The sequence below is a fragment of the Rummeliibacillus sp. SL167 genome, from assembly GCF_007896505.1.
GTDB lineage: Bacteria > Bacillota > Bacilli > Bacillales_A > Planococcaceae > Rummeliibacillus > Rummeliibacillus suwonensis.
This window is the reverse complement of the sequence record NZ_VCBM01000003.1, coordinates 305,046-331,879: the sequence shown is the minus strand read 5'-3', so window position 1 is coordinate 331,879 and position 26,834 is coordinate 305,046. Positions and strand designations below refer to the sequence as shown.

At 36.5% G+C, this 26,834-nt stretch carries 26 protein-coding genes; 19 read left to right on the top strand and 7 right to left on the bottom strand.

Annotated features, from left to right (window positions below; translation table 11 throughout):
• Nucleotides 1-14: 14 nt before the first annotated feature.
• Together tatC and glpK are read left to right on the top strand one after the other, a co-directional pair.
• On the top strand, nucleotides 15-929 hold the full coding sequence (tatC, locus tag FEZ13_RS15020) for a twin-arginine translocase subunit TatC (RefSeq protein WP_146553344.1): 915 nt from the start codon (nucleotides 15-17) through the stop codon (nucleotides 927-929).
• A 449-nt stretch (nucleotides 930-1,378) separates the two neighbouring features.
• Nucleotides 1,379-2,875 carry a glycerol kinase GlpK gene (glpK, locus tag FEZ13_RS15015; protein WP_146553343.1) on the top strand — a complete coding sequence of 499 codons (1,497 nt, stop codon included), beginning with the start codon at nucleotides 1,379-1,381 and terminating at the stop codon, nucleotides 2,873-2,875.
• A 106-nt stretch (nucleotides 2,876-2,981) separates the two neighbouring features.
• Here the strand turns inward: glpK and FEZ13_RS15010 are convergent, their stop codons facing one another.
• Entirely contained in the window at nucleotides 2,982-3,290 is a 309-nt protein-coding gene (locus FEZ13_RS15010; protein WP_146547863.1) for a nucleotide pyrophosphohydrolase, read from the bottom strand.
• Nucleotides 3,291-3,388: 98 nt separating this feature from the next.
• Between FEZ13_RS15010 and FEZ13_RS15005 the strand changes: the two genes are divergently transcribed.
• The gene (locus FEZ13_RS15005) at nucleotides 3,389-4,564 is read left to right on the top strand and encodes a M20 peptidase aminoacylase family protein (RefSeq protein WP_146553342.1); all 1,176 of its coding nucleotides are present in this window, start codon (nucleotides 3,389-3,391) and stop codon (nucleotides 4,562-4,564) included.
• 224 nt (nucleotides 4,565-4,788) lie between these two features.
• Here the strand turns inward: FEZ13_RS15005 and FEZ13_RS15000 are convergent, their stop codons facing one another.
• Nucleotides 4,789-5,595, bottom strand: a complete 807-nt coding sequence (locus FEZ13_RS15000; RefSeq protein WP_146553341.1) for a GNAT family N-acetyltransferase — start codon at nucleotides 5,593-5,595, stop codon at nucleotides 4,789-4,791.
• A gap of 227 nt (nucleotides 5,596-5,822) precedes the next feature.
• On the opposite strand from FEZ13_RS15000, the gene FEZ13_RS14995 reads away from it, so the two are divergent.
• On the top strand, nucleotides 5,823-6,749 hold the full coding sequence (locus FEZ13_RS14995) for a manganese-dependent inorganic pyrophosphatase (protein WP_146553340.1): 927 nt from the start codon (nucleotides 5,823-5,825) through the stop codon (nucleotides 6,747-6,749).
• Between the two features lie 184 nt (nucleotides 6,750-6,933).
• Here FEZ13_RS14995 and FEZ13_RS20200 read toward each other — a convergent pair whose 3' ends face one another.
• Nucleotides 6,934-8,316, bottom strand: a complete 1,383-nt coding sequence (locus tag FEZ13_RS20200; protein ID WP_146553339.1) for an FAD-dependent oxidoreductase — start codon at nucleotides 8,314-8,316, stop codon at nucleotides 6,934-6,936.
• 117 nt (nucleotides 8,317-8,433) lie between these two features.
• Between FEZ13_RS20200 and FEZ13_RS14985 the strand changes: the two genes are divergently transcribed.
• Together FEZ13_RS14985 and FEZ13_RS14980 are read left to right on the top strand one after the other, a co-directional pair.
• Nucleotides 8,434-9,141, top strand: a complete 708-nt coding sequence (locus FEZ13_RS14985; RefSeq protein ID WP_146553338.1) for a DsbA family oxidoreductase — start codon at nucleotides 8,434-8,436, stop codon at nucleotides 9,139-9,141.
• A 118-nt stretch (nucleotides 9,142-9,259) separates the two neighbouring features.
• Entirely contained in the window at nucleotides 9,260-9,907 is a 648-nt protein-coding gene (locus FEZ13_RS14980; RefSeq protein ID WP_255473197.1) for an FMN-dependent NADH-azoreductase, read from the top strand.
• 507 nt (nucleotides 9,908-10,414) lie between these two features.
• Here the strand turns inward: FEZ13_RS14980 and FEZ13_RS14975 are convergent.
• The gene (locus FEZ13_RS14975) at nucleotides 10,415-10,942 is read right to left on the bottom strand and encodes a YceI family protein (protein ID WP_146553337.1); all 528 of its coding nucleotides are present in this window, start codon (nucleotides 10,940-10,942) and stop codon (nucleotides 10,415-10,417) included.
• Nucleotides 10,943-11,044: 102 nt separating this feature from the next.
• Nucleotides 11,045-11,911, bottom strand: coding sequence for a VOC family protein (locus FEZ13_RS14970; RefSeq protein WP_255473196.1), 867 nt, complete (start codon nucleotides 11,909-11,911; stop codon nucleotides 11,045-11,047).
• 146 nt (nucleotides 11,912-12,057) lie between these two features.
• Here FEZ13_RS14970 and FEZ13_RS14965 point away from each other — a divergent pair, with 146 nt between their 5' ends.
• From FEZ13_RS14965 to crcB, 7 genes are all read left to right on the top strand, one after another.
• Nucleotides 12,058-12,363, top strand: coding sequence for a winged helix-turn-helix transcriptional regulator (locus FEZ13_RS14965; protein WP_146547869.1), 306 nt, complete (start codon nucleotides 12,058-12,060; stop codon nucleotides 12,361-12,363).
• A gap of 79 nt (nucleotides 12,364-12,442) precedes the next feature.
• Nucleotides 12,443-13,372 (top strand): UDP-N-acetylmuramate dehydrogenase, encoded by a 930-nt coding sequence (gene murB, locus FEZ13_RS14960; protein ID WP_146547870.1) that lies wholly within the window; start codon nucleotides 12,443-12,445, stop codon nucleotides 13,370-13,372.
• A 691-nt stretch (nucleotides 13,373-14,063) separates the two neighbouring features.
• On the top strand, nucleotides 14,064-14,816 hold the full coding sequence (locus tag FEZ13_RS14955; RefSeq protein ID WP_146553336.1) for an exodeoxyribonuclease III: 753 nt from the start codon (nucleotides 14,064-14,066) through the stop codon (nucleotides 14,814-14,816).
• Between the two features lie 341 nt (nucleotides 14,817-15,157).
• Nucleotides 15,158-15,490 (top strand): hypothetical protein, encoded by a 333-nt coding sequence (locus FEZ13_RS19670; RefSeq protein ID WP_186725943.1) that lies wholly within the window; start codon nucleotides 15,158-15,160, stop codon nucleotides 15,488-15,490.
• Entirely contained in the window at nucleotides 15,387-17,747 is a 2,361-nt protein-coding gene (locus FEZ13_RS14950) for a penicillin acylase family protein (protein WP_146553335.1), read from the top strand. The genes FEZ13_RS19670 and FEZ13_RS14950 overlap by 104 nt, the downstream gene beginning before the upstream one ends.
• Nucleotides 17,748-18,108: 361 nt before the next feature.
• Nucleotides 18,109-18,486 (top strand): fluoride efflux transporter FluC, encoded by a 378-nt coding sequence (locus tag FEZ13_RS14945; RefSeq protein WP_255473195.1) that lies wholly within the window; start codon nucleotides 18,109-18,111, stop codon nucleotides 18,484-18,486.
• Entirely contained in the window at nucleotides 18,483-18,830 is a 348-nt protein-coding gene (gene crcB / locus FEZ13_RS14940; protein ID WP_146547874.1) for a fluoride efflux transporter CrcB, read from the top strand. The genes FEZ13_RS14945 and crcB overlap by 4 nt, the downstream gene beginning before the upstream one ends.
• A 127-nt stretch (nucleotides 18,831-18,957) precedes the next feature.
• Here the strand turns inward: crcB and FEZ13_RS14935 are convergent, their stop codons facing one another.
• Complete coding sequence (locus FEZ13_RS14935) at nucleotides 18,958-19,947, bottom strand: P1 family peptidase (protein WP_146553334.1); 990 nt, start codon at nucleotides 19,945-19,947, stop codon at nucleotides 18,958-18,960.
• A 542-nt stretch (nucleotides 19,948-20,489) separates the two neighbouring features.
• On the opposite strand from FEZ13_RS14935, the gene FEZ13_RS14930 reads away from it, so the two are divergent.
• The 6 genes from FEZ13_RS14930 to FEZ13_RS14905 all read left to right on the top strand — a co-directional run bounded on the left by FEZ13_RS14930 (nucleotide 20,490) and on the right by FEZ13_RS14905 (nucleotide 25,907).
• On the top strand, nucleotides 20,490-21,599 hold the full coding sequence (locus FEZ13_RS14930) for a GNAT family N-acetyltransferase (RefSeq protein ID WP_146553333.1): 1,110 nt from the start codon (nucleotides 20,490-20,492) through the stop codon (nucleotides 21,597-21,599).
• Nucleotides 21,600-21,958: 359 nt separating this feature from the next.
• A complete protein-coding gene (gene mntR, locus FEZ13_RS14925; RefSeq protein ID WP_146553332.1) occupies nucleotides 21,959-22,381 on the top strand; it encodes a transcriptional regulator MntR in 423 nt (140 codons plus the stop codon).
• Between the two features lie 27 nt (nucleotides 22,382-22,408).
• Nucleotides 22,409-23,266, top strand: a complete 858-nt coding sequence (locus FEZ13_RS14920; protein ID WP_146553331.1) for a CvfB family protein — start codon at nucleotides 22,409-22,411, stop codon at nucleotides 23,264-23,266.
• Nucleotides 23,267-23,431: 165 nt separating this feature from the next.
• On the top strand, nucleotides 23,432-24,367 hold the full coding sequence (locus FEZ13_RS14915) for a DUF1002 domain-containing protein (protein WP_146553330.1): 936 nt from the start codon (nucleotides 23,432-23,434) through the stop codon (nucleotides 24,365-24,367).
• 170 nt (nucleotides 24,368-24,537) lie between these two features.
• Nucleotides 24,538-24,819, top strand: a complete 282-nt coding sequence (locus FEZ13_RS14910) for a GNAT family N-acetyltransferase (protein WP_146553329.1) — start codon at nucleotides 24,538-24,540, stop codon at nucleotides 24,817-24,819.
• 602 nt (nucleotides 24,820-25,421) lie between these two features.
• Nucleotides 25,422-25,907, top strand: a complete 486-nt coding sequence (locus FEZ13_RS14905; RefSeq protein WP_186725942.1) for a DUF4064 domain-containing protein — start codon at nucleotides 25,422-25,424, stop codon at nucleotides 25,905-25,907.
• Nucleotides 25,908-26,104: 197 nt separating this feature from the next.
• Here the strand turns inward: FEZ13_RS14905 and FEZ13_RS14900 are convergent, their stop codons facing one another.
• A complete protein-coding gene (locus tag FEZ13_RS14900) occupies nucleotides 26,105-26,707 on the bottom strand; it encodes a TetR/AcrR family transcriptional regulator (RefSeq protein ID WP_146553327.1) in 603 nt (200 codons plus the stop codon).
• Between the last annotated feature and the right edge of the window lie 127 nt (nucleotides 26,708-26,834).

The following is a 26,834-nucleotide window of genomic DNA, read 5'->3' as shown; positions in this document are numbered from 1 at the left end:
TAGAGGGTGTTCGTATGGATCCATATGAAGAAAATGCAAAAAAAGTACTTAGCCCTTTGGATAAAATGAGCGAAAATGATGTAGAAGAGACAGAGAAAGAGACTTTGGATGAGGCTTCTCATAAAGAGGAGATCTCAAAAATTGGCTCTACTGATCTTGAAAATGTTGATGAGAGGGAAGAAGAGTTAGACGAGGATAACCCTTTAACAGATGCAAGTGAAGCTTTTGTAGAACATTTAGCTGATCTAAGAAAACAACTAATCAAAGGCGTTGCCGTTTTTGTTGTTTTTTTCATCATTGTATTTTCAACAGTGAACAAATGGCTTCCATACGTGACAAGGGGACATGAATTAGTCATTCTAGGCCCATTTGAAGTGGTTAAATTCTATATGTCTATCTCTACGACACTAGCCTTAGGTCTTTCATTGCCATTTTTAATGCATTTTATATGGACATTTATTAAACCAGGGCTTAAAGAAAATGAAAAAGGATTCTTAGGATTGTATTCTCCTGTTATGCTTCTCCTATTTTTGATTGGTGTGGCGTTTGGATATTTTGTTCTAAACCCATTAAGTTATGATTTTCTTATTGGTATAGGAGAGGCAAACTTTAATGTGATGATTTCGGCTAGTCAATATATGAGTTATCTTATTATGACAACTATTCCCGTTGGTTTAATGTTTGAATTGCCCATAATTGCCATGTTTTTATCGACAATAGGTGTTTTAACTTCTACTACGATCAAGAAAATTAGAAAATGGGCATATGTTATTATGGCTGTCATTTCTGCGCTCATTACGCCTTCTCCAGATTTTTTCAGTCAAATAATCGTGCTTATTCCAATGATCCTTTTATATGAAATCAGTATCTTATTAGTAAAGAGGATTGAACGCAAACAAACCTTAAAAGAGCAAAGTTCTAATGTATAAAGGGAGACTTAGATTTTAACTCCTTCATAGGACTTGCTGAACTGCTGATGATCAGTTAAAATATTTGGATGTTGTCCTAAAAGTAGGAAGAGTACCATTCACTTTACTGACCTAAATAATAATCAAATTCATATTCTGTAGTTCCATTGAGAAATCCATATTTAAAGAGTCTGCTAATAGCAGTCCTTTAGATGTGGATTTTTTAATAGTTACAAGATACAGTTATGTATATAACTACATTAATAAATGAAATGTAGGCTATCAGTTATGTTGATTAGGAATTAGGAAAAATCAGGATAAGTATTGAGCGTGATCGTGAAGAAATCCATGTTTTATTCTATTAGAAGTATTAGGGATTTTTTCTTAGAGCACTGTCTCTATGATATAGTAGTCATAAATAATGGCAGCTTTTCTTGGTGGAATGAAATCACAAAAATCGGGGGCAGAATATGATGAAAGCAAACTACATTATGGCTTTAGATCAAGGCACAACTAGTTCTCGTGCCATTTTATTTGATCAATCTGGCAGTATTTTTCATACAGCGCAACAAGAGTTTCCACAATACTTTCCACAGTCAGGTTGGGTAGAACACAATGCAGAAGAAATCTGGGCTTCTATATTGTCCGTTATTGCCAGTGTGCTTTCCGAAAAAAATGTAAGCGCTGACCAAGTAGTGGGTATAGGTATTACAAATCAACGAGAAACAACAGTTGTATGGGACAAACACACAGGCGTACCGATATACAATGCAATCGTGTGGCAATCACGTCAAACTGCAAGGATTTGTGAGGAGCTAAAGGCAAAAGGATATGATGCTTTAGTCAAAGAAAAAACAGGACTACTAATCGATGCTTACTTTTCTGGAACGAAAGTGAAATGGATTTTGGATAATGTAGAGGGAGCTCGTGAAAAAGCTGACAAGGGTGATCTTCTATTCGGTACAATTGATACTTGGCTAATATGGAAGTTAACAAGTGGTCGAGTACATGTTACTGATTATACAAACGCTTCACGTACATTAATGTACAATATTCATGAGTTAAGATGGGATGAAGAATTACTTAAAATTCTTGATATTCCACTTTCAATGCTTCCAACAGTCCGTCCTTCATCGGAGATTTATGGTAAAACAGATGCTATTCAGTTCTTCGGTCAAGAGATACCCATTGCCGGTGTTGCAGGTGATCAACAAGCGGCATTGTTTGGTCAAGCATGTTTTGAAAAAGGAATGGTGAAAAATACTTACGGTACAGGGTGTTTCATGCTGATGAACACAGGGGAAAAAGCCGTTAAATCCGAAAAAGGTTTATTGACGACCATTGCTTGGGGAGTCGATGGCAAAGTAAGTTATGCACTTGAAGGTAGTATCTTCGTAGCGGGTTCAGCCATTCAATGGCTACGCGATGGTTTGCGTATGTTTCGTACGGCTGAAGAAAGCGAACATTATGCAAAAAAAGTAGATTCTACAGAGGGCGTGTATGTAGTCCCTGCGTTTGTTGGATTAGGTACACCCTATTGGGATAGTGATGTACGAGGTGCAATATTTGGCTTAACGCGTGGTACGCAGAAGGAACATTTTATCCGTGCAACTTTAGAATCCCTAGCCTATCAAACAAAAGATGTGTTAGACGCAATGGAAGCGGATTCAGGCATTTCTTTAAAAACGTTGCGGGTAGACGGTGGGGCCGTAGCAAATAATTTCTTAATGCAATTTCAGTCTGACTTGCTCGGTGTTCCTGTAGAACGTCCATCTATCAACGAAACAACAGCATTAGGAGCAGCTTATCTTGCAGGTCTTGCAGTAGGTTTTTGGAAAAATACAGATACCATTGCAAAACAATGGCATTTGGAAAAACAATTTAATTCCGCAATGACTGAAGAGAAACGTAAAAAGCTATATGCAGGATGGCAAAAAGCTGTCCACGCAGCGCAAGCGTTTAAATAATTTAGCAAATAATAAATAGATAAATTGCTGAATTCTATATATGAGTTTTCAAACGATGAAACAGACAAGGAAAATGCCCAAATATAGTAATTGGACATTTCCTTTGTTATTTTGTTAATTTTTCAGGCAGTGGATATTTAATCGCATTTTTTATAAGCTTATCTTTCACAGCTTTTTCTAAATCAACGTTCATGCAATCCGCCATTTGAATAAGATATATTAAGACGTCTGCCATCTCTTCAATAATCGCTTGCTTATCATTTGCAATGGATTCATCAGCCGTTGTCCATTGAAAACATTCAAGTAACTCATTTGCTTCAAGAGAAATGGAAATCGCTAAGTTTTTTATATCGTGATTGCCCTTCCAGCCTCGATCATCACGGAATTTTAAAATTTCTTCAGTAATTTCTTGCATATTGTCACCCACTTTCGATAAAGAATAATAATAATCTAATTATATAGAACTTTGCCCATTTTTGCAGTTCTATAAAAGGTTAAAGGATGGGATTATGGATGAAAACAAAATTAAAGGATATAGAGCCGAGGCTTAGAGAGATATTCGATTATTTACATGAAAACCCAGAGATTGCTTGGCGAGAATATCATACAACAGCATATATCATTCATCTCTTAGAGCAAGAAGGGTATAAAGTGCATACTTTTTCGAATAGCACTGGATTATATGTAGAAATTGGGCAGGGGAAGCCTGTTATTGGCTTACGTACAGATATGGATGCCTTATGGCAAGAAGTGGATGGAGAAATGCGTGCGAATCATTCTTGCGGGCATGATGGGCATATGACGATGATTATTGGGGTACTTTTGCTTATGAAAAAGCTCAATCCACAATTTAATGGTACATTACGTGTATTGTTTCAACCAGCTGAAGAAAAGGGGCAAGGCGCTCTTTCTTTCGTTGAAAGAGGATTGGTGGACGATATGGATTATTTATTTGGCGTACATTTAAGACCTTTTCAAGAGTTGGAAGATGGAACGTATTCCCCAGCATTACATCATGGTGCATCCATGATGATCGCAGCAGAAATCTACGGTGTAGAAGCACATGCAGCCAGACCACATTTAGGGAAAAATGCGATTGAGATCGGCAGTAGCTTGGTTGAGGCATTAAAATCAATTCATATTGATACGATGATCCCTTATTCCGTCAAAGTAACTAAATTTCATGCGGGCGGAGAGTCGGGCAATATTATCCCTGGAAAAGCTTTTATAAATCTGGATGTGAGAGCTCAAACGAACGATGGTATGGAAAAATTAGTACAAGATATTCACCGGATTACGAATGCGATCAGTACATTATACGATGCTCGCATTGTTTTAAAGGTTTTGGTCGATATAGCAGCTGCACAAGTTGCTGAAGAGGCAAAAGAAATTCTAGAGCATGCAATTATTCAATCAGTTGGTCATGAAAAAGTACGTCCGCCTTTGTTTACACCAGGTGGGGAGGATTTCCATTTTTACGCGAAACAACGTCCTAATATTAAAACAACAATGCTAGGAGTAGGTTGTCACTTAACTCCAGGACTGCATCATCCAAATATGACATTTAATAGAGAGCGATTAATTACAGGAGTAGAAATTTTAACAAGGACGGTATTATGTGCATTTGAATATACGCGCTTGATGAACAACGTATCACGATCACAACAAAAAGCGGTATCCGAAGACTAACTGCACGGCGACTAAAATTGTATGGAAATATTATCGTTCGTCTAATTAGTGAATATTTGTAAGGTGCAGTTCAGATGGCTGCTGAATGGTACTGAATGAACAGTCTTTTGGTGGAGAAAAATGATTTGTAAAGGTTGGAATCAGCATTGATATCCAATCAACCATTGTATAAAAAATGATCATGCAAATGATGTAATTGCATGATCATTTTCTATATAAGCTAGTTAGTCAAAAACTTTTGCCATATAGAATTCATCCATATAGTTTGAACCGATTTTGATCGATTTTTTTCTTTCTCCTTCAATGACAAAACCAAATTTTTGATATAACGAAATCGCTTTTTGATTTGATTTCATAACAGACAATTCTAATCGTGTTATGTTTCTTGTACGTGCCCAATTTTCAGCTTCAGTCATCAGTGCAGTACCTATGCCATAGTTAGTAAATTTCTCTAGCACGCCCATTTTGATCGAAATACAATGCTTTTTACGTGGTATAGTGCTACCCATTATGGCAATAGCACCACCAATTTCCCCATTAATAATGGCTATTAGCATGGTGCCAGAGTTTTCGACTTTCCATTTAGAAATAAGTTTTCGAAAACTTTGAACAGAAACATTATTTTCATTTTGTCCATATAACATGTAGTCTGTTTCTGCAAACAATTGTTGATATAATCCAATGACATCACGTGCGTCATCCAATTCAATTGACCGGATTATATATGTGGGATGGTCGTTAGAATCTTGGTTAAGTGTTGATGATGTTGAATTTGTTGTTGGTTTTTCAAAAGTTACATAATAACCTAATTTTATCTCTGTTACACTATAGCCAAACGTAGTCCAGGCGGTAAAATGTTTTAGTGGCGGCTTTGTTTTCTTCCACCAACTTACATTTAAGTAAGAAGCATTTGGAAGTGGCTGACCTATAATAGTTTCTATTTCGGAAAAGGTTAGTGTAATTTTATCTTTGGTGGCTGCTTCAAAATAAGCGGCCAATGGTATGTATTTCTTTTCGATATTTTTGTCCATGTGAACCCTTCTTTATTTTGATAAATAATATATAAAAATATTAACATAGGTTGAAAATGAATGACACTTCTTTTTCATAAAAATGGATTTGAGGGAAAATATATTTACTTCGCATGAATGAGAGTCATATCTTACTTCAATTGATAGAAGGAACTTTCATTCTTTTTCATTACTATATATGATAAAATATAATCGGAATTCGTAGATAATTTTTAGGAGGAATTGGCATGAGTAAAATCCTTGTATTCGGACATAAAAACCCTGATACCGATACAATCACATCAGCATTAGTATATGCATACTTAAAACAACAAATCGGAGTGGAAGCTGAAGCCGTTCGCTTAGGTGAGCCAAACAATGAAACAGCTTATGCTTTAGAAAAATTCGGATTTGAAGCGCCACGCTTAGTGGAAAAAGTAGCTTCTGAAGCATCTAAAGTGATCTTAGTTGACCATAACGAACGTCAACAATCTGCAGATGATATCACAGAAGTACAAATTACAGAAGTCATCGATCATCACCGTATTGCGAACTTTGAAACATCGGACCCACTATACTACCGCGCAGAACCTGTTGGCTGTACAGCAACGATCTTGAACAAAATTTTCAAAGAAAATGATGTTGAGATTCCTGCAAACTATGCTGGATTAATGCTTTCAGCTATCATTTCTGATACATTATTATTCAAATCTCCAACTTGCACAGATCAAGATGTAAAAGCTGCAAAAGAACTTGCTGAAAAAGCTGGCGTCAATGCAGAAGAATATGGTCTTGCTATGTTAAAAGCGGGAGCTGATTTAAGTGATAAATCATTAGAAGACTTATTATCACTTGATGCAAAAGAATTCTCTATGGGAGACAACAAAGTCGTCATTGCACAAGTTAATGCTGTAGATGTAAATGATGTTCTTGATCGTCAAGCAGAACTTGAAACTTTACTTCATAAGGAAGTGGAGGAAAAAGGTTTAGATTTATTCTTCTTCGTTGTGACGGATATTTTAAATAATGATTCAGTAGCAGTGCCAGTGGGGAAAGTAGCAGAAAAATGTGCTCCAGCATTCGGTGCCACTTTAGAAAACAATCGTGTGGTTTTGAAAGGCGTTGTATCACGTAAAAAACAAATCGTACCAACACTAACAGACGCTTTAAAATAATTTTTCAAAAATAAAAAGAGTTCAATTCAGCCTCCATTTGTAATGGGTACTCAAAAGTTCGATTTTGGATCTAACTTTTGAGTGTACTATACTGAATTGTACTCTTTTGTTTTTTTAGGGTCGACCTTTGTATCAACAGATATTTTTCTATGGTATTTGCCTCGAAAAATTTTCTGCTTAAACACTAAGTCGATTTTTTGAGATCTAATGGTTTTACAGCAGGTCCTTCTAGCACAGAGCCATCTTTTGCAAATCTTGACCCATGGCAAGAGCAATCCCATGTTTCATCTGCTTTATTCCATCTTGTTTTACAGCCTAAATGTGTACATCTTGGATTTGAACTTCTTGTCACGTATCCACCAACTAAATCGACCACCGTTTGCCCACCTATTTTCAAGGCTTGTAAGAATGCATCACCAAACTTCGTATGTTGTGGCGAATAGAGTTTGATGCCAGCATTAGAACGACCTAATAATCCATCACTAATGATTTGTCCGGCAACAAGAGAATTGGATATCCCCCACTTTCTAAAGCCTGTAGCAAGCCAAATATTCGGATAGCCTGCGCTGATTTGTCCGACATAGGGGAGTAAATCTGGTGTTTCTGGATCTTGAGCAGACCATTTATGCGAGATATCACTAGCGGCAAACTTTTCATAAGCTTCTTTTTCAATGGCTTCGTAAAATATATTCGTATTCGAAGAAGAGCCAGCTCTTTGTGAAGAACCAGCAAGCAGGGTATAGTAATCACCCTCTATTTTAGCGGTACGGATAGAGCGGTTCGTTTGATCAATTGATAAATATTGCCCTGCAAGAGGCTCAGAACATTTGAAAGCAATTATATAGGAACGATTTACTCGGAGTTTGACTAACTGCAAACCGACCATAGCTTCCAAAGGATAATGAGAACAAATGATTAAATCATTACAATAAACCGTGTGCTTATTTTCTAATTCAACATAAGGTTTGGATAGATTAATATGTGTTGCTCGAGAATGTTCAAAAAAATTAGCGCCATTTTTAATCGCCATATCCATTATACTTTGACCAAATTGAACAGGATGGATCTGTGCTTGATCTAACATGGCAACAGAAGCTTTAGGCGAGTAAGGAATTTCACACTTTTCGCCAAACGTTCCAGGTATATTTAACAGCTTATAAGCATCCCATTCATCTTCAATCTTCTTTCTATTATTTTCTTCTAATGTATATAAAAACGAGGTTTTGGTTTGAATGATAGAGGAGTCTACTAAATCTAAAGCAGAGGAAATAGCCTTTTGGTTTAGTTCATAGTAAAGTAAAGCCGCATCCAATCCAAATTTTTCAATGATTGTTTGGTAGATCAATCCATGCTGTGCAGTCAATTTTCCCGTAGAATGACCTGTTGCCCCGCTTAGAAAAGAGTTACCTTCAAGTAATGTCACAGATTTTCCAGCTTTAGATAAATGATAGGCGGTCATAATGCCGCTAAGTCCACCGCCAATAATACAAACATCAGTCTGTATGGAGTCTTCGAGAGCTGGTTTTGATTTCAGTAATTTATTTTGTAGCCAAATGGATGAGTTCATAGAATCTCCTACTTATTTTTTTATGTAGTATGTGTAAAGAATGAAATATCATACATAGGCAGAAAAATTGCATAATCTATAAAAGGCTCGATACAATAATTCGAGAGGTGAATGAACATGAAAATTGAAGTTTGGTCAGATTATGTATGTCCTTTTTGCTACATTGGAAAAAGGGAACTAGAAAATGCGATCGAAAAAACAGGCTTTCAAGATCAAGTGGATATAGAACTCAAAAGCTATCAACTTAGTCCTGATTCGCCTGCAACGTCAGAAGAAAGTATATATGAAGTGTTAGCTAAGAAATATGGTACAACAATTGAGCAAGTAAAAGCACAAACAGCAGGCATTATTGATCGTGCTGCAACACTGGGATTAAATTATCAGTATGAAAATATGAAACCAGCAAATACGTTTAAAGCCCATCGCCTAGCAAAATATGCTGAGTCTGTAGGAAAAGGTGCTGAGATGAGTGAACGATTGCTACAAGCCTACTTTATAGAAAATCAAGAAATAGGTTTAACTGATATTTTAGTGGGATTGGGAGTAGAGATCGGCTTAGAACGACAAGCAGTAGAAGATGTTCTAAATGATGGATCCTTTGCAGACGAAGTACTATCAGATATCCAAGAAGCATCGCAAATCGGAATACGTGGTGTACCGTTTTTTGTATTCAATGGAAAATATGCAATATCTGGTGCACAACCAGGAGAGGTTTTTGAAAATGCGGTTCGTCAAGTTGCTCAGGAGGAAGGATTACGACCAAGCTTGAAAATGATGGGGCAAGAGGGTATAGGAACTTGTACAGATGGTAAGTGTGAATTGTAAATATCAGTCGAAAGTATGAGGGCATGTTCGTTGACTATGAATGTGTTTTCTTTTACAATGGTTTTATCTCGAATTGGAGATGTTCATTTTGCAAATAATAGAAAGCGAGAGATATACTTTGACAAATGTATTAGTAGTAAAAGCAAATAATCGCCCAGCTGATCAAGCTGTTTCAAGTAAAATGTATGAAACATTTATGGAAGAAATTAAAGGTTCTAACCTTAATGTTTCTGTATATGATGTATATGAAGAAGACACTCCATATTTTGGGCAGGATCTTCTTGAAGCATTCGGTAAAGTACAAAATGGTGAAGAATTATCTGATCTTCAAAAACGCACACTAGCTGCCAAACAAAAAGCAATGGATGCTATTTCAGCAGCTGATGTTGTTGTATTTGCATTCCCATTATGGAACTTAACCATCCCAGCTAAATTGCATACATTTATCGATTATGTATATGCTGCAGGATTTGCTTTTAAATATGATGCTAACGGTAATTTAGTGAGCTTAATGCCAGAGAAAAAAGCTATTTTCTTAAATGCTCGCGGTGGAGTTTATTCTATTCCAGAAACAGCACCAATGGAAATGTGTGTAAACTATATGCGTAATGTATTTGGTGGTATATTCGGCATGGAAATCATCGATGAAGTGGTTATTGAAGGTCATAATGCAACACCTGATAAAGCACAAGAAATCATTGAAAAAGGTTTAGAAGAAGTTAAAGCAGCAGCTAATCATTTAAAAAAGCTTGCTATTGAAGCCTAATGAAATCTCGACATGAATTCATGTGTTAAGTTGAACCCTTTAAGTTGGACTGGATCAATTGAAGTCTAACTTAAGGGGCTTTTTTGTGAAGATTTATCATAGAAGGAAGGGAAGTAGTCGATGAAAGATATAAATTGAAAATTGTTTGAAGAGCGAATAAAATTTTTGAAAGGGCAAATAAAGTCTCCGAAAGGGCAAATAAAGTCTCCGAGAGAGCGAATAAATCCATCAAAGGAGCAAATAAATGGTCTCAAAGAGCGAATAAACCATCAGAGGGCAAATAAAGAGCGCATAAAGCAGATATAGATAGGGTGCATTCTCGAGAAGTTGCCACTTACTTCAATCAACCAATCCTCCATAATTAAACAAGCAGCTATTCCTATTGATCTCCTTTCGTCACTTCATCGTTTCACCATAAAAAAGCTGCCCATTCTACCTAATAGAATGAGCAGCTTTTCGCTAACTAATCAAAACAACACTTTTTAGAAAGTTTCTCACAGTTTAGAATTATTGAGCTGGGTTAAGTTCTAATTCTACTTTGATTTTGATATCTTCACCAACAAGTACGCCACCAGTTTCAAGTGCTGCGTTCCAAGTTAAGCCGAAATCTTTTCGGTTGATTTTACTTGAAGCTTCGAATGCTACAACTTCTACACCCCATGGGTTAGTACCTTTACCACCATATTCAACATCAAAAGTAACTGGTTTTGTTACATCTTTAATAGTGAAATCGCCTGTTAGTTTGTATTCGCCATCGCCTTCTGATTTGATATCAGTTGAAACAAAAGTAATTTTAGGGAATTGTTCTGCATCAAAGAAGTCAGCTGATTTTAAGTGGTTATCACGATCAGCGTTGTTTGAATTGATGCTGTTTACATCGATTTCAAATTTGATAGAAGCATTTGTTAAATCTTCTGGGTTTCCTTCGATGTCAGCTGTGAATGAATCGAAACCACCTTTTACTTTTGAAATCATCATATGTTTTACTTCAAATCCTAGGTTAGAGTGTGCTACGTCAACGTTAAATTTTGTCATTTTTAATTTCCTCCTAAAGTCTATTTGTTTTATTGTCATTATCATAATACATAATTATCTTGAAATCAAGAGATATTAATTAAAGATATTGTGAATTTTAAATTAAGTGTTTTTAACACTAAAAATCATACCATTGTGATTCAGGTCTTGAACGATTACTTTTCCATCGACTTCTTCATAAGAAACATGATGCTCTGTTAAGTTTCCTTTCAACTTATTTAGTTCATCAATAGAAGAAAGGTTTAATGAATAGTTGATCAGGCCGTTAGCAACAGATGGTGCTAACGGTGCGCCAATACCGCTCCAAACATTTGCAGCAATATGATGGTGATAGCCACCTGCTGACATAAAGTAAGCTGAACCCATAAAGTTTGTTTTTAAATCTAGACCAAGTGCTTCTAAATAGAAGTGGCTAAGTTCATCATTTAATTTAGATACGGTTAAATGCATGTGACCTAAAACCGTACCCTTAGGGAAGCCTGTCCATTCACGGTTAGGATCAAATAGAGCCATAATGCCATTAAAATCAACTGGTAGTGTATCCGTATCGATCCCGCCGTCATCTTTGATGGTCCATTCGCTCCGTGGTCTATCACGGTATATTTCAATACCATTTCCCTCTGGATCTGTTAAATAGAATGCTTCAGAGTATAAATGGTCACCGGCACCACTGAATGGAGCTTTTATTTTCATCAAATTGCCCACCATATAGGCAAGATCCTCACGACTCGGAACTAGAATCGCAAAATGGTAAAGACCAGTAGTGCGAGGCGGTCTAGAAACTACATCCTCACTCGCTGTTAAGATAAGAATAGGTTCTGAACTTCCAGCGCCAAATATGACTTCTTTATCCTTTTCTTTTATAATATTAAATCCCAATGCTTGATAAAACTTTTTTTGAGCTGTTAATGATTTTACACGCAATTGTACATATCCCAATTGCATTTTAGGATCTAACTTGAAAGTCAAAGGTAATTCCTCCTTTCAATAATTCATAACTTACTTTTCGTAACTTACTATAAAACAGTAAATTGATTACGTCAAGTAATTAAGTTACGAAAAGTTTGCATTTTTTTGGATTATCGGTACAATGTAATTATCAGAGGTGAGAATATATGAAAGAAACAGCATTATGTCCACGATTGTCAAAAGCAATGGATTTGATTGGAAAACGTTGGGTTGGCTTAATCTTATATGAATTATTAGAAGGACCAAAACGATTTAACGAAATTGAATCTTCACTTCCTATTAGTGGTCGTTTACTGTCAGAACGTTTAAAAGAATTGGAAAAAGAGGGACTCGTGGAACGACAAGTGTATACAGAAGTTCCTGTTCGAGTTGAATATAGTCTTACAGAAATGGGATTAAGTCTAAAAGGTGCCATTGATGCAATTGAAATTTGGTCAAAAAGATGGCTTTAGGTTATTTTCACTTGTAAAAATGGCATTGTATCTTCATACTTAATGGTGGAAAAGAAAGTATGAAAGGAATGGACTTTCCATTATGAAAGAACAATGGTTTAATGATTTATCTACTATTGTAAATACTCAAGATGTTAAAATAGACGAACCACTTAAAAATTATACAATGACAAAACTTGGGGGCAATGCAGATGTATTTGTGATGCCCTCTACAGAAGAACAAGCCGCTGAAGTTGTAAAATATGCATATCTCCACCAAGTACCAATCTTTTTGCTAGGAAATGGTTCAAATATGGTTATTAGAGATGGTGGTATTAGAGGGATTGTTTTAAATCTTTCGAAGTTAAATCTAATTCATATTGAAGGCACAACGGTATATGCACAATCTGGTGCACTTATTAAAGATGTTTCAAAGGCGGCAGCTGCTAAATCACTAACGGGTCTTGAATTTTCATGTGGTATCCCTGGATCTATTGGTGGTGCAATGGCTATGAATGCCGGTGCTTACGGCGGGGAGATCAATGATGTCATCGTAAGCTGCAAAGTATTGACAAAAACGGGTGAAATATTAGATCTTTCAAAAGAGCAATTAGAGCTTGGCTACCGTAAAAGTATTATTGCAAAGAACGGTTATTATGCATTGTCATCTATTTTCGAATTGGAAAAGGGTGATCAAGCAATGATTGATGCCAAAATTGCAGATTTAACATTCAAACGACAATCAAAACAACCACTTGAATATCCTTCTGCGGGAAGTGTTTTCAAGCGTCCTCCAGGTTATTTTGCTGGAAAACTTATTCAAGATAGTGGCATGCAGGGAAAAGGTGTAGGTGGCGCTGAGGTCTCTACAAAACATGCGGGCTTTATCATTAACAAAGGTAATGCAACTGCCACCGACTATATTGAAACCATTCATATGGTGCAGAAAGCTGTAAAAGAAAAATTCAATGTAAATCTTGAAACAGAAGTTAAAATCGTTGGAGAAGATTTACCAATCGATCAAAAATAATAAAACTTTTATCTTGATTCAGCAATCTTTTATGGTGGCGAAAGCACAGCAACAGGAGCTAATGTTTTGTGACGAAAGCATAGCCATTGGAGCAAATCTTTTTTGTACCGAAAGCGCAACAATAGGTATAAAAGATGTATAAGTGAATCAATTTCATAAATCATTTTCTTTTTAAAAAATACGAATATTTAAGAATAACTAATTTTGATAGTTGTGGAGCGGAAGACGGCGACTCCTCGAAAATGCATGCGCATTTCCTTCGTGCGATGTGAGTTCAAGAAGTTTATTCAAAGTCCTACGGGAAAAGCTTGAGCTGAAAGCCCCGCAGGAACGTAGTGACGAGGAGATTGAAGCCAAGCCCGTGGAAAGCGCCGTCTGGAGCGGAACAAAAACTTCTGAATATTAATGTTCATGTTGATTCGAAATGTTCGTGTTTTTCATCTAAATTTTGCATTATGAAATTGATTCAAGTGATGAGATGAATGTGATTTTATTTTCTATTCAGCGGATGTACAAACATGCCTGCTGAGTCAAGATGAAGTTTCCGGCGAAGATGCCACGGATTTTGAAGAGGAGCTTCTAGAGCAAACTAGAAAAAAATCCGAATGTCCTTACACTGGGGTGTAATGGATAGCGTCTTTCGCCGATCATTTGCGGAAGGCGTATTTTTACATATAGGGAGATTATGACATTGAAATTTGTATCATGGAATGTAAATGGTATTCGTGCTTGTCTAAAAAAAGGATTTATGGATTATTTTGATACCATGGATGCCGATTTTTTTAGCATTCAAGAAACAAAATGTCAAGATGGACAAGTAGAGTTAGAATTACCTAATTACCATCAATTTTGGAACTATGCTGAACGAAAAGGTTATTCAGGCACAGCTATTTTCACAAAACATGAACCCATATCAGTGAAATATGGCATTGGTGATGATACGCAGGAAGAGGGACGTATTATTACACTAGAATACAACAATTTTCATTTAGTAAATGTATATACACCCAATTCTAAACGTGATTTGACCCGCTTAGACTATCGCATCGCTTGGGAGGATGAATTACGAGCATATTTAAAAGCATTAGATCAAGTCAAACCTGTTATCTATTGTGGGGATTTAAATGTAGCACATGAAGAAATTGATCTCAAAAATGCTAAAGCTAATATCGGAAACTCTGGTTTTACAGATGAAGAAAGAGGTAGAATGACTAGATTACTAAATTCAGGTTTTACAGACTCTTTTCGATATCTGTATCCAGACTTAACAGATCATTACACATGGTGGTCTTATATGAATAAAGTGCGTGAACGGAATATTGGATGGCGTATCGATTACTTTATCCTGTCCGAACGTTTACAAGAACAAATTACAAAGGCTGAGATTCATGATCATATCTTAGGGAGTGACCATTGCCCGATTATGCTAGAAGCTAAAGTGTGATAGAAGGATCTGTTAGATGTCATCGTTGATTTTTCATGTTACTTGAAGTGATGGAGGAAAGTATTTAGCGAATGAAAAATGCTCGATTCATCTGAGCAGAGGGTTCATATGTAGAAAAATCCCATCAAGTATCAACATATTGCTAAACAGATCTAAAAAGAAGATATACCTTAAATTCCTTTTAAAAAAAATTCATAAAAGCATGGAAGCTGATCAAAACAGCCTTCGTGCTTTTATTTTTAGTTTAAAAATGTCCCTTTTCAATAACTCTAATTTTCTGTTTTAACTTTATCCCTCTTTAACGGGCAGTAAGACCCCCAACTCAAGATATAGAGAGATAGATGGGGGGATTAACTGCCTGTAAAAGTCCGCTTGATTTGGACGGGCAAGATGTTGGTCCCTCAGGTGTTGCCACAGGACGTGGCGCTTTTAACCTGAGTTCTTCTAGCTCAGTGGGGATGAAGAAAGCCCCAACTGATGGAAGTTTCACATTATCCAACTGTATTTTTAATAGGGAATCAGGGATAAAGCGTAAACCTTTGGAATATAGAGAAAGTGGGAGGGATACGTATGAAGAAAAAACTGAGTCGATACGGGAAATGGATTGGAAGTATACTCGGTATTTTGGTCATTATGGTGATAGCGTTTGCCCTTTACGTAAATTATTATATTGATAAATCTTTACCACAAATTGAAGGAAAGATAAGCGTTAAGGGAATGGATCAGGATGTTACCGTAACAAGAGATGAAAAAGGCGTACCTCATATCCATGCAAAGTCTGATGCCGATCTTTATCGTGCACAGGGTTTTGTTCAAGCGCAAGATCGTTTATTCCAAATGGACCTATCACGTAGGCAAGCAAGTGGCACGTTATCAGAGATAATTGGTCCATCAACGGTCAAAACAGATAAGTTTTTTAGAACATTTAGTTTAAGGGATGCTGCTAAAAAATCCTATGATGGCTACTCAAAGAAAGCTAAACAAGTGCTTGCTTGGTATGCAGAAGGAGTTAATGCCTATATGGAGCAGGCAAAAGAAAAAGGAACACTCCCATATGAATTTAAATTATTAGGATATGAACCAAAACGTTGGACAGAAATAGATTCCTTAACAATTGGAAAATATATGGCTTACGATTTAGGTGGAAATTGGAACATGTTGGCGTTTAGACATTGGGCTTTGACCAATTTGACCGCAGATGAAGTGCAAGAATTGATGATCCATTATCCAGATAACGCAAAGTCCATTATAGAAGAAAATATCGAAAATCCTGTGAAAGTTTCTGGACAATTCGATGCGTCTCTTATTCCAAACGAATTTAATGGTAGTAACAACTGGGTTTTATCTGGAGATAAAACGAAAAGTGGGAAACCATTATTGGCAGATGATCCTCATCTAGGGTTGAGTACACCTTCTATATGGTATCAAATGCATCTTACATCACCTACTCAAAATGTGAGTGGAGTTATTTTTACTGGTATTCCAGGGATTATTTTAGGTCATAACGATCAAATTGCTTGGGGTGTTACCAATGTGGGACCTGATGTACAAGATTTATATATTGAAATACCTAATCCAGATAATCCAACGCAATTTAAATATGAAAATAAATGGGAACAAGCGGAAGTTCGAAAGGAAAAGATTCAAGTAAAAAATCAGAAGACTATTGATTATGAGGTAATTGTTACAAGACATGGTCCTGTTGTTTCAGACTTAGCATTCAAAAAAGAAAAGCCAACAGCAGTTTTCTCGATGCAATGGACAGCATTACAATCTACGCAAGAACTACAGGCTGTGTTGAATATGGATAAAGCAAAAAATTGGGAGGAGTTTGAAACCGCGCTAAATGATTTTAAGGTACCTGCCCAAAATTTTGTATTTGCGTCCAAAGATGGAACGATCGCTTATAAAGCGAATGGACTAATCCCTATTCGCAAAAGAGGGGATGGTCAATTCCCTGTGCCAGGTTATTCAGCGGATTATGGTTGGAAAGGTTATATTGATTTTAATCATTTACCGAAAGTGATTAATCCGGATAACGGATATATTGCAACCGCAAACAATAAGGTTGTAGGAAGCGGCTACCCATATCATATTACAGACTTTTGGGCACAACCCTACCGCTATGAACGAATCGTGGAAATGCTAGAAGAAAAAGACGACTTTACTGTAGAAGATATCAAAAACATGCAGCTAGATACAGAGAATTCATATGCAAAAGAATTTTTGCCTCATCTTATTGAATCAGTGAAAAAACAACATAAACTAAAGGATATTGTAAGAATGATGGAGGATTGGGATTATCAAGATTCTATATCTGAAGGTGCGCCGCTTGTGTTCCATCTATGGATGATTAAAATTCAAGATCAACTTTTTAAGAAATCAATGCCTGCAGATGTTTATCAAATGATGCCGGGAAAATATAATATTGCTGATGAAATACTTCGACAAGCATATAGAGGAAAGCCAGGAGAGTTTGTGGATAAAGCTGGCGGCATCGATGAACTGGTGACAAAAGCATTAGAGGAAACTGTGAAAGAGATTAAAAAAAATTATGGTGATGATGTATCAAAATGGCGGTGGGGAGATTATCACCAAGTTATTTTCAAACATCCGTTATCTTCAGCATCTTCTATTTTGGCTTATTTTTTAGATTCTAAAGCAACAGCTGTGTCAGGGTCAAAGGTGACTGTTCGCGCGGCTGCTTCCAATAAAACAGGTATTGTGGATCATGGTGCCTCATGGCGTTTTATTGCCGATTTAAGTGATTTGTCAAAGGCTTATCATATCGTTGGTCCTGGGCAAAGTGAACATTTAAGATCAAAATGGTATCATGACCAAGTGGACGATTGGGTGAATGGAAAGTACCATGAAACCGTGATAAATGGTAAAATTTTAAATGGTCATACATTGATATTGAAAGCCGAATAAAAAGATATTTCATACTAGATATACTAATGGAAAAATAAGGATAATAAACACACTTGGCTTCATACAAGAGAAATAGGATTTTCCCCCTATGTTGTAGCTGTTGGAGGAACGAATAATAAAGTGAAGCTTCCATCAGCGGAGGTTTTCTCCATCCCTCACTGAAATAGAAGAACTCAGGTTAAAAGTGCCATATCCTGTGGCAACATCTGAGTGACCAACATCCTGCCCGTCCGAACCAATCGGGCGCATGCGGCAGTTGGATTCCCCCCACCTATCTTTCTCGTTTTCTCTCTAAACCTTGAAATGGGGATCTAACGGCCCGTTAACGTGGGATCAAGTAAATAAATTGAAGGTGCATTAAATGATAAAAAATGTAGTAGGAGTAGTATTAGGTGGAATATTAGGTACCTTGATGCGTTACGGTGTTATGATAACTGTCCCAACTGAATGGATGCTGTGGATCGTAAATGGTGTAGGAAGTTTTGCTATGGGCATATTGAATGGTTTATTCACACGTTTTCTACAACAGAATATGAGTTGGAAGTTATTTTTGACGACTGGCATGCTTGGCGGTTTCACGACATTTTCCACATTTTCAGCTAGTTGGTTAATATTAATGCAAGAACATGTTGTGATGGCAGTCATTTATGCAATCATCATGACGACTTTATGTGTTGCATTGGCGTCGTTCGGTTATTTACTTGCCGTTCCTAACAAGAAAGCAGGTGAGCGTCTATGATTTGGCTCGTACTTGCTGTTGGTGGGGGTTTAGGTACACTTGCACGTTATGGAATGATTGTTTGGATGGAACATCAAAAACAGCCATACTATGTAGCAACATTTATCGTCAATAGTGTTGGTTCGTTGTTGATGGGATTGGCCCTTCACATAACAGTTGATCAGCAGTTATGGACAGCATTCTTGGCTACAGGTTTTTTAGGAGCATTTACAACGTTTTCTACATTTGCTTTTGATACAGTAAGATTATTGCGAGAACACGATAAACGAGTAGCATTTTTATATCCTGTTTTAACATTATTTGCAGGGATTATCCTTGTTACTTTAGGATGGCAAATCGTATAAAGAGGCAGGGATAAAATCTGTTTAAAATGAATAAACCACATGAAGTCAAAGCTTTTACATTTGCCTTCATGTGGTTTTATTTTCATTAAAATCAACTCGTTTTCAGCTTATGTCCAGGTCTCTTTTATTATTTAAATTTGGCTTTCTCTACAACACGATTTTTCCGGCCAACCGTTGTCTCAGCATGCAGCAATGATTGATAGACCGATTCTTCTGTCGCTTCAATAGCCGCTTGGAAAAGGTCATTCATTATTGTGGAATCATCTCTCACAAATGCTACCGCTTCGCCAATGGATGAACTAAATTGATGCGGAATTGTGTAGGCAGTTGAAAAAGCGATCATAATATCACCACTGCCATTATGAATATGGGTACCTGTACGTCCAAGTCCAATAGCCGCCCTTTTAGCTAGTCTTTTTAGTTGGCGATCACTGAGTGGTGCATCAGTTGCTATAACAACGATTACAGAGCCATCGGGTTTTTCGATAGGAGGATTTTGTTGCCAACTTGTGAAACGACATTCACCAGCGTTACCGAAATTGGTGAGTGCTAGTACACCAACTGTAAAACTTTCACCATCCCGTTTAACGATTCTTGAGGATGACCCAATGCCACCCTTCCGCTCATAGCAGATCATTCCTTTGCCAGCACCGATAGCACCTTGTCCAAATGGTGCATGTTTGGCGTTACGTATAGCAGATATAGCATGCTCTGGCTTTACAGCACGAAGCCTCATACTATTAAGAAAGCTATCATTACATTCGCCCACAACGATATTAAGTGAACTAGTAGAGTCGCCAATACTAGGATTTTGTTGAAGCATATAATCTAAAGTGCCATCTAAAACAGCTGCTACACTAAAGGTATTCGTTAACATTAATGGAGACTCCATTAATCCCAACTCTTCTACTTGAACAAGCCCTATTGACTTTCCAAATCCATTTAAGACAAAGCTTGCCGCAGGAATCTTCTGCTCAAATAGATTGCCTCCGTGTGGCAAAATAGCTGTTACGCCTGTACAAATTGTATCCTCTGCATCTAACTTCTCATATAATGTAACATGCCCAACATGAACATCTGCTACATCGGTAATCATATTCCATTGCCCTTTGTTCATAAACCCACCCCTTTAGGTATTATTTTAGGCGTATCGATTAAAAAAATAAGGCTGAATGTTTGGCATAATTATAAAAAATTCTATGCTTTAGCTCCAATTATATGGATTAAAGCGAAAGCTTGCTTGAATTCTTGAAAATGCATATCCATTTTCTTCGTGCATTGCTCATGCAGAAAATAAATTCAAAGTCCCGCAGAAGTGAGCAAGCCGTAGCGAAAATCAGCTAGTTGAATGACTTCACAATATTAAAATTAGTTATTATTAAACGTTCGCATTTTTCAAGAAGAAAATGATTTATGGAATCGATTCAAATATATAAAAATAATAAATGATTCTCAAATGCGAAATATTCATTCTTGATCGATTAAACGCTGTTATCCAATTAGTTTAATAGAAAAATATAGATAAAATGATTAACATAACTATTGATTATTCCGGTATGATAAAGATTGTAGAATCCCATTTAGGTATATGTAAGATTAAGATATTGTTAGTCGAGTAAAAATAACATACAAATGTTCATACAATCGGAGGCGAATAATATGAAACTAATCGAATGGACAATGGAAGAACAAGAACAGTTGATAGAGTTTATAACGACCAATATATGGCCATATCATGTCAATTCACATCCCGCGAGAGATATTGTTGAAAAGACAATTGATGAAGGTGGCTACGAATCAGATGAAGCCAAAACATTTTGGTTAGTCGATGATGCTGATGTACAAGTAGGAATGGTAAAAATATATGATTTGCAAGATGACATACCATTGTTTGATTTACGCATAGCCGAGAAGTGGAGAGGATTAGGCTATGGGACCAAAGCATTAAAATTGATTAGTGAATATGTTTTCTCGTTGCCAAACAATAAAATACGTTTAGAAGGTCATACTAGACAAGATAATATTGCTATGAGAAAGACATTTGAAAACGCTGGTTTTGTCAAAGAGGCTCATCTTCGTCAAGCATGGTATGTACCAAAAGAAGATGCTTATTATGATGCAGTTACGTATGGTATTACGCGTCAGGATTATTTGGAAGGGAAAACCACACCTGTTAGCTGGGATGATGAAGTAAAAATCGACCATTTCGATTATAAAGAAAATTGGGATTTCCCAAGCAGCTTTGAATCAGAGAGACTAATTATACGAATGCCTTTTATGGAAGATGTAGATGCTGTTTGGGAAGCTATCGTACATTCTGCCAAGAACTTAAAACCATTTATGCATTGGGCACAGACTTTACCGAAGAAAGAAGAAACAAAGGAAAATCTTCGCCAAGCGATCGGTGATTTTATCGCAAGAAAAGATTTACGCTTGCATGTATTTTTAAAAGACAGTGGGGAATTTATCGGTTCTTCGGGCTTACATAATATTGATTGGACGATTCCTAAGTTTGAAATTGGTTATTGGTTAGATGCGAGATATGAAGGAAAAGGTTATATGACAGAGGCTGTGCAAAGGATTTCTCAATTTGCATTTGAAGAACTGAGCGCAAAGCGTCTGGAAATTCGTTGTGATAGCGATAATATAAGAAGCCGAGCTGTCGCAAGCCGAGCACGATTTGAACTAGAGGGAATATTAAAACAGGATCGTCGGTCAGCTGATGGAAAAACACTTCGTGATACATGTATTTATGCAAAGATCAAATAATAGCAATGTCGGTAATTGATAAACATTAGATTTATTCAGAGTGATGTTGTGCAAAGAGCAAGAAATTTTAATGGATGCAAGTAGAATAAGCGTGTACAGTGGCATTTTTCTGTGGCAAGTAATGTAAGAAAAAAACAGTGTTTTTCCACGAGAAGCGATTACAAAAGTATGCATATGGTGAATAAAAGATATACACAAAGTTGTTCATTTAAAATGCTCAGCTATAATGAAATGGATAACGATTCATCATATTATTATGAAAACTGTGAATTAAATATAACGCTTTTATGCTATAGGTTACGTTTTACAGTTTCATGTAGTAAACTAAAGAGAAGGAAATCGAAAGAGAGGGAATTGAGATGCCGACACCGAGTATGGAAGATCACATCGAACAAATTTATTTACTAATTGACCAGAAAGGTTATGCACGTGTATCGGACATCGCAGAAGCATTGTCAGTTCTGCCTTCCTCAGTTACCAAAATGGTTCAAAAACTCGATAAAGATGGTTATTTAGTATATGAACGCTATCGGGGTCTTACTTTAACGCCCAAAGGCTTAAAGCTAGGGAAACGACTAGTAGAGAGACATAGCTTATTGGAGCAGTTTTTAAGACTTATTGGTGTAGATGAAGAACGAATTTATGATGATGTGGAAGGAATTGAGCATCATTTAAGCTGGAATTCTATTGAATGTATAGCAGATCTTATACAGGTATTAGAAGAGAATCCTGAATTTATTCATAAACTGGAAGCGTTAAAAGATGTTCATCTAGGCAAATAATGATGTCATATGAAAGGAGTTAATAATATGGCAGAGTTACAATCAGGTGAAGTTGTAAAATTAGTCGTGAAAGAAAAGCAAGAATCAAAATATATTTTAACAAATGATGATGTAGATATCCCATTAAATGCTTCTGAGGTAACAGAATCATTAAACGTCAATCAAAAAATAGCCGTGTTTTTATATACGGATCGTAGAGGGAATCTAGCTGCAACAACAGCGCTGCCGCATATCTATAAAGGAGAGTATGGGTGGGCGCGTGTATTGCATGTCAACGATCGCGAAGGAGTTTATGTGGATATTGGTACTTCCAGAGAAGTATTAGTACTATCTGAAGATTTGCCCAAGTTGAAATCACTGTGGCCTGAACCGGGAGATCATCTATATATCACCTTGCGAACAGATCGAGAAGGTAAACTATTTGGCCGTTTGATAACAGAAGAACACGTGCTTGAAATATATGAAGACGCAGAACCTGAATTGTTCAATAAGGATATTTTGGCTCGCCCTTATCGATTGTTACCAGTAGGAACCTTTTTGCTGGGTGTTGACACTCCCTATCGCATTTTCGTTCATGAATCTGAACGTCCATCCGAACCACGTCTAGGTTCAGATGTCAATGTACGTGTCATCGAAGTAAAAGAGGATGGTACGATTAATGCCTCTATGCTTCCGCGTGTATACGAGCGTCTTTCTAATGATGCGGAACAAATCTTTAAATATCTTGAAGAGGTTGGAGGCAAAATGCCATTTGGAGATAAATCTTCACCAGAGGAGATCAAAGAAATGTTCCATATGAGCAAAGGGGCTTTTAAACGTGCTCTCGGCACACTGATGAAAGCAGATCGCATTATTCAAGAAGATGGTTGGACACTTATGAAATAAAAAACAAGAGCAAAAAGAGAAAGTTTATCCACTTTCAGAAACTTTTTGCTCTTTTTAGCGTATTATTATTGAAGATGCTTAAAGCATATTCTATATTATTTGTTACAAAACGACGTAAACGGATTACACGAAAATGTATGAAGGTTTTTAAGGAGGAATTTCATAATGAAAAAGCAAATCTTTGCTGTGGTAGCAGCTATGTGTTTGACAACTGCAATTGTTGCACCTACAACAAGCTATGCAAGTACTAATTCATCCCAAGCGTCAGATGATGTTGTTAATGAAAAGCTAGGTGTTCCAATCGTTGTTTATGGTGGAAGTCTTTCTGCAAGTGAAAAAGAAACCGTTAAAAAAAGCTTAGGTGTAACAAGTAATTCTGATGTAGAAGAAATTACAATCACGGGTGCGGACATTGCGAAATATATTGAAAATGGAAACTCAAGTGCACGCCTTTACTCATCTGCTAAAATTACACCAAAAGATGCAGGTTCAGGCCTTGTCATCAATATCGTAACTCCTGACAATATTACAGAAGTTACTTCAGATATGTATACCAATGCGATGCTCACAGCAGGGATTGAGGATGCAACAGTTGAAGTTGCTGCACCTAAAAAAGTAACAGGTCACTCTGCACTTGCAGGAATATACAAAGCTTATGAAGTGACAACAGGTAAAAAACTAGATAAAGATCGTACAGATGTAGCCAATCAAGAATTATCAGTTGCAACTGACCTCGCTCAAAATTCAGGTATCGATGAAGAAAAAGTAAGTCAACTATTAACCGATATTAAAAAGCAAATTGCTGAACAAAAGCCAGCTACAAAAGAAGATGTTGAAAAAATTGTTGATGAACAACTGAAAAAATTAGAAATCAATTTAAGTGATCAAGACCGACAATTATTGATCGATTTAATGGATAAAATCAGTAAGCTTGATATTGATTTCAGTAAATGGTCAACACAATTAGATGATTTAAGTGGTAACATTAAAGACCAGTTGAACAAAATTAACGACGATATTAAAAGTGATTCAGGTTTTTGGGCAAGTGTGAAAAACTTCTTCCAAAAAATCATGGATGGAATCAGTAGTATATTTAGCTAAATCAAAAAATTCTTTGTGAAAGAATGGAGTGCCCTAAAAGGTGTTATTGAATATCTTTTGGGGTATTTTTAGCATTAGATGGGAAAACCAGGGCTTAAGAGATTCACTCTGCTATCCTAACATGGTTATGATATGTTAAACTATATTCTAAAATATGGGGGTGTGAATATATGGAATTTCAATTGAGTAATAGAGGTCATGAAGAATTTGCCTTTGAGTATGTAGAAGATCGTCAGGTGCTAGCTGAAATCATATGGACGCAATTGGGTGATATTATGGTGATTAATCATACGTTTGTGGATTATTCATTGCGTGGTCAAGGCATTGCAAAACAATTACTAGATCGAGCAGTAGAATATGCTCGAGAAAATGCATACAGAATCGAAGCAGTTTGCTCATATGTTGTGAAAATGTTTGAAACGTCACATGAATATGATGATGTAAAAGCGTAGTATTCCATTTATAATTAATAAATGAGATGATCTATATAGAGGAGAGTTCATAATAAGGAGTTTTTCATGTTTGAACGCTATCCTAACTTTCTCTAAGCAACTGTCTGATGATAAATTATCGTCTCTTTTTTTGTATACCTGAATCAATTTCATCAATCATTTTCTTCTTAAAAAATACGAACATTTAAGAATAACTAATTTTGATAGTTGTGGAGCGGAAGACGGCGACTCCCCGATTAGGCTTGCGCATTTCCTTCGTGCGGTGTGAGTTCAAGGAGGCTTATTCAAAGTCCTACGGGAAAAGCTTGAGCTGAAAGCCCCGCAGGAACAATTGAAGGGACAAAGCCTAAGTTCGCCACGTCCTGTGGCAACGGCTTCGGGGTCAACATCGTGTCGACCCGAGGAGATTGAAGCCAAGCCCGTGGAAAGCGCCGTCTGGAGAGGAACAAAAATTTCTGAATATTAATGTTCATGTTGATTTAAAATGTTCGTGTTTTTTATCTGAATTTTACATTGTGAAATTGATTCACCTACAAAATTTTGAAACTTTTTAAAAGTGTGAACGTATAGTAATTTATAACAATTAGTATAGAGGTGATATAGTGAAAAGAACGGCAGAAATAGTATTGGGAATCATCGGCACATTTTTTAATGTCATCGGTATTGCATTTATAGGTGTTATGTTAAGTGGGGTATCGGAAGTAAAAAATAATGAACAGTTCCAAGATGAAATATTAAAAGAATTCAAATCTCAGCAGTCAAACGATCCTCAGCTTCAAGATATAGATGTACAAATCTTTACGGACGGTATGGAAAAAGTCATCAATTTCTTAGGAGTATTTGGTTGGTTGATCATTGCATCCTGTATCATCAGCCTAATAGTAGGTGTGGTAGCTACAGTAAAAGTTGTAAAGGTAAAAGATAAAAAAGCAAATTTCGAGGGGAGTATGTTCCTAATAGCAGGTGTACTTTCAGGGATTCTATCTTTAACATCTATTATTTATTACATTGCAGCCATTGTTTGTTTTGTTCGAAAACCAAAAGAAGTAATCGATGATACCTCAAATCAAAATACTTCGGTTCTATAAAGCGTTTTTAAGTAAAATCCGAACTTATCCTAGTAAGCCCACTATTTCAATATGAAGTAAAGAACAGAGGATAAGTGTGGAACAACTGCTTGTTAATAATACCTGATTGGGTCAATTTCACCCAGTGGGGGTCTAGAAAACTCTCACTGGGTGAAACTTTACTTATGGATTAGTCTAGTCGAGGATATTTTACAACTTTACTTGAAGAGTTTCCCTTCTACTAGATCAATAAGTGTTTGACGAATATTTGGAGGAACCGCGTTTAAACTTAAATCAGGATTATAAATTTGCATATGTGTAATCATGGCGAGCAAAGATCCAATAATACCAACTTGAAAGAGGATCAAATCGATTTTAGGCAATTTTCCTTCATTCATCCGATGGACAAGCTCTCGATCAGCATTTGTCATACTATATAAATTGTCAATATACTGTTCAGATAACTCTGGATGCTTTGTTGATTCATTGAATATAATGGAATATTGCGGACGGTTATAAAAGACATTGTCTATTAGCTCTTCAATCCATACATGTAATAGCTCTTGATGGGTTAAACTTTGATAATAGGTCATTTCCATAAAAGTTAATCGTTGTGGTTTGACCGTTGCTAATAATAATGCCATTTTATTTTTGAAATATTTGTATAAGGTTGCTTCAGATACCCCCACTTTTTTGGCAATAATTGCTGTAGTCGTGGTATCATAGCCTTTTCTATAAAATAATTGACGAGCGATTTTAATAATTTTTTCCTTTGTTAAAGCGCCCTTTGTTTTTTTTACTGACTGATGTCTTTCTGTCATCAAACATTACCACACTTCCATCTTTTACATTACGCCTTATTATGATAGCAAAAAAACATCATAAACCATAGCTCTAGGGGCGTTTGATATGCATGAACAAGCAGTAAACCTTCCTTTTAATTTTGGG